3 protein-coding genes are annotated in these 4313 nt (G+C 69.2%); all 3 read left to right on the forward strand.

All coding sequences use genetic code 11. From position 1 onward, the window contains the following. Positions 1–71 precede the first annotated feature (71 nt). Positions 72–2282: a TonB-dependent receptor gene (locus V5A20_RS13320; RefSeq protein ID WP_332327557.1), complete on the forward strand. Its 2211-nt coding sequence runs from the start codon at positions 72–74 to the stop codon at positions 2280–2282. A gap of 88 nt (positions 2283–2370) precedes the next feature. Further along, a complete protein-coding gene (locus V5A20_RS13325; RefSeq protein WP_332317032.1) occupies positions 2371–3204 on the forward strand; it encodes a tetratricopeptide repeat protein in 834 nt (277 codons plus the stop codon). 39 nt (positions 3205–3243) lie between these two features. Then, entirely contained in the window at positions 3244–4212 is a 969-nt protein-coding gene (locus V5A20_RS13330; RefSeq protein WP_332327558.1) for an ABC transporter ATP-binding protein, read from the forward strand. Positions 4213–4313: the final 101 nt, after the last annotated feature.

The raw sequence follows: 4313 nt of genomic DNA on the forward strand, positions 1-4313 counted from the left end.
AACGCGACAGCCGGCGTCGAATAGGCGAGGATCCATCACGGACGATTTGATCCTCGCCCCCCATCCTCGCCATGTGTCGCCGCTTCGTTGGAGGCCTTGCCCTCGTGCTCGGGCTCATTCCCACCGTGGCCTTGGCCCAGCCCGCCGTCGTGGAAGGCCAGGTGCGCGACGCGCAGGGCGCGCCGGTCCCCTACGCGAACGTGCAGCTTGATGGGGCTGCCGTCGGCACCGCGGCCGGAGGGGACGGCCGGTTCCGCTTCGAAACAACGCGCACCGGGTCGGTCGTCCTGCGGGCCTCGGCCGTCGGCTACCCCCCCGTCGAACGGTCCCTCCGCCTCCGCGCCGGCGACACGAGCACCGTGCGGTTCACGCTTCGGGCCGAGAGCATCGAGCTCGGCGAGGCGGTCGTCACCGGCGAGACGTTCTCGACCGGCTCCCCCTCCGAGGCAACGCTGGGCTCGACCGAAGCCGTGACGACCCCGGGCGCCGCCGGCGATCTGTTCCGCGCCCTGCAGTCGTTTCCGGGCGTGGCCGCGCCGGGGGACGGGGCCGGCCTGTTCGTGCGCGGCGGGGACGTGACCGAGACGAAGACCCTGCTCGACCAGGCGACGGTCTACCATCCGTACCGCTACGAGTCCCCGGCGGGGGGCTCGTTCGGCGCCGTGCGCCCCTTCCTCGTCGGCGGCACCACCTTTGCCACGGGCGGCTTCTCGGCACAGTACGGCAACGCGCTCTCGGGCGTCCTCGCGATGGAATCGAAGGACCGCCCGGAGGAATCCAGCCGGTACGTAAACCTCGGGCTCGCCGCCGCGTCGGTCTCCCTCGACCAGCCGCTCGTGGGGGACGAGCTCGGCCTCCGGGTCTCCGGCAACCGGTCATTCACCGGGGTGCTCTTCCGCGTCAACGGCCGGCGCGGGGACTACGCCACCGTGCCGCAGGGCCTGGACGGCACCCTGGGCCTGACCTGGGACTACGGCCCCACCGGGCAGTTGAAGCTTCTTGCCTTTGCCCGCCGCAACCGCATCGGCGTGGAGACGACCGAAGGCACCTACACCGGCGTCTACCGGAGCCGGACGACGAATCAGCTCTACAACCTGCAGTGGACGGCCCAGGCGAAGGGATGGACCGTGGAGTCGAGCGCCTCCTGGAACGCGTACACGTCGCAAAGGACGCTTGGCGCCCTCGACCTGTCGCCCACCGACCGGGCCGCCAAGCTACGCGTCGACGCAACGCGCGGGGGCGGGGACTGGACCGTTCGCACTGGCGGCACGGTGGAGCGTCGGCGCTACCGATTCGACGGCACGGTTCCCACACAGCCGGACGTGGTGGCGCCCGATGCCCCCACCCGATCGGTCAACGAATCCGTGCGGGCCACACGCGCCGGGGGGTACGTCGAGGTCGAATCGAGCCTGCTCTCGTCGGTCGTCGCGCGGGCCGGGCTGCGCACCGATGTCCACAGCTGGGCGGGCCGCCCGGTGGTCGATCCGCGGGTGGGGCTCGCCTGGTCGTTCGCGCCGAACACGCAGCTGCGGGCCGCCTGGGGCCTCTACCACCAGTTTCCGGAGCTCAGCACCTACGGCGAGCACGTGGGCGAAAATACGCTCGGCGCCCAACGCGCGCAGCACGTCGTGCTCGGCCTGCGCCACGAGCGGGAGCACCTGTTGCTCCGCGCGGAGGCCTACCACAAGCCGTACCGCGACCTGGTCGTCCGCACCGGGTCCTCGCGATACGCAAACGACGGCACGGGCGTCGCACGGGGCATCGATCTGTTCGCCAAGTACGGATCGTTCCTCGGCACGCGCGTCAACGGCTGGGCCTCCTACAGCCTCCTCCGCTCCCATCGCACCCAGCCCCGTGACCGGGGGACGGATGTGGAGTTGGACGACGGGCCGGCCCCCTACGACCTGACGCACCAGATCACGGCGGTCGGGAAGGTGCGCGTGATCGACCAGTTCCGGGTCGGCGGCACCTACAGCTACGTCACCGGCCGGCCCTTCACGCCCGTCGTGGGCACCGAGCGGCTGGAGTCCGGCGCCCTCCTGCCGGTCGACGGGCCCGTGGGCAGCGCGCGGCTTCCGGCCTACCTCCGCCTTGACCTGCAGGTGAGCTACTTCTGGCCCTTCAACCGCCAGCAGAACGTGGTCGTCTACGCGGCGCTCAACAACGTCCTCGACCGGGCCAACGCCGTCGACGTGACCTACTCGCCCGACTATTCGACCCGCCGGTACCGGCGGACGGACTTCCGCCGGTCGGTCTACGTCGGCCTCACGCTCACGCTTTGAGACGGGTCCTGTTGCCCCCATGCATGCCCCCACGGTCGCCAACCGCAACGCATCAACGTGCTCTTTTTCCCTCATCCCCCAATGCCCCATGCTCTCAACCCCGACGCTCCCTCGAACAACATTCACTTTCCTCCTCGGCAGCGTTCTTCTGGTCGGGCTCGTGGCCTGCGGGTCGAGCCCGCCGATGGCCCCTGCGTCGCCGACCTCCTCTGCCCTCGGGTCCGCAGCGACCGACTCGCTTCTCCGGCAGGTCAAAACCCAGATTCGGGAGGCCACCGACGAGGGATCCCTCGACTCCTTAAAGCAGGCCCGCGCCTGGGCCAAGCAGGCCACTGGGGGCGACCGCGCGGCGCTGGCCCACTACTACGCCGCCCTCGCCGACTACCGCATATCGAACCGGCTCCCCGAGGACGACGAAGACCGGCGCGAGCACGTGATCAAAGACGCCATCGGCCACCTCAAGCGCGCCACGGAGATCAACGGAACGATGGTGGACGCCTGGGCTCTGCTGTCGGGGTGCTACGGGCAGATGATGGGCATGAACCCGATGCAGGGCATGTCGCTGGGCCCGAAGGCCAGCGAGGCCATGAAACAGGCGAAGGCGCACGGCCCCAACAATCCGCGCGTGTGGATCATCGACGGCACGTCGGACTTCTACGCGCCTAGCATGTTTGGCGGCGACAAAGAACAGGCCCTGAAGAAGTTCAAGAAGGCCGCGCGCCTCGCGGAGCGGGAGACCGTCGACCCGCTGATGCCCAGCTGGGGCCACGCCGAGGCGCACGCCTGGGTCGGCGTCGCCCACATGGACGCCGAGCGGTACGACCCGGCCCGCACGGCCTTCGAGACGGCCCTCGATCTCAATCCTGACTACGGATGGGTGCGATCCGTCCTCCTACCCCGGCTTGAACAACAAACCGGGTAGCCTCTCGTCCCTCCCTTCCGGTCTCGCTTCATCCCTGCCATGGACACTGCTCTCGCCCTCGATGGCCTTCGAAAAGCATACGGCTCTACGGTCGCCGTGGACAACCTGTCTCTGGAGGTAGAGACGGGCGAGATCTTCGGCCTCATCGGCCCCAACGGCGCGGGCAAGACGACCGCCGTCGAGTGTGCCCTTGGGCTCCGGCCGCCCGATGCGGGTGCCGTGCGCGTGCTCGGCATGGACCCGCAGCAGGCGGCACGCGACCCGTTCTACCGTCGGGTTGGCGCCCAATTGCAGGCGGCCGCCCTGCCCGACCGCATCACGGTCCGCGAGGCCCTCAACCTGTTCGCCTCCTTTTATCCCGAGACGACCGACCGCGACGCGCTCCTCGACCGGTGGGGCCTAGCGGACAAGCGGAATGCGTCGTTTGGCACCCTCTCCGGCGGCCAGAAGCAGCGGCTCTTCGTGGCCCTCGCGCTGGTGCACGATCCCGACCTCGTGGTGCTCGACGAGATCTCGACCGGGCTCGACCCAGAGGCGCGTCGCGGCACGCAGGAACTGCTCCGCGAGGTCCGGGCCTCCGGCACCACCGTCCTTCTCGTCACACACTTCATGGACGAGGCCCAGGCGCTCTGCGACCGGGTGGCCATGATGGACGACGGGCAGTGTGTGGCCCTCGATGCGCCGCAGGCCCTCATCGATCGGCTCGACGCGTCGTATCGGGTCTGGTTCGACGCGCCGCCCGATTTTGACCCCAATCCCCTGCGCGCGGCGGACGGCATACAGAATGTCGCGATCGGGGACGGTCATGTGCAGACGCGAGGCGGGGAGGACCTCCTCACGACCGTCGTGCACCGCCTCGCCAACGCGGGCGTCACGCCAAACGACCTGCACGCCGAGCGCGCTACCCTGGAGGATGTGTTCCTCGCCCTCACCGATGAGTCCCACGATCCCGCCTCGTCTCCTCACGTCTCGAATACAGAACCACAGTCCAGCAAAGCGCCCTCATGACTCGTGACCCATGACTCGTGACCCATGACTCGTGACCCATGACTCATGACCCATGACTCGTGACGCAGAAACTCATGCCCCCAGTCAGGCTGGACGCAGTC

It is taken from the genome of Salinibacter sp. (assembly GCF_036626415.1).
Classification (GTDB): Bacteria; Bacteroidota; Rhodothermia; order Rhodothermales; family Salinibacteraceae; genus Salinibacter.

Coding starts and splice junctions, on each gene's coding strand:
- V5A20_RS13320 (WP_332327557.1), top strand. CDS start 72: ATGTGTCGCCGCTTCGTTGGAGGCCTTGCCCTCGTGCTCGGGCTCATT.
- V5A20_RS13325 (WP_332317032.1), top strand. CDS start 2,371: ATGCTCTCAACCCCGACGCTCCCTCGAACAACATTCACTTTCCTCCTC.
- V5A20_RS13330 (WP_332327558.1), top strand. CDS start 3,244: ATGGACACTGCTCTCGCCCTCGATGGCCTTCGAAAAGCATACGGCTCT.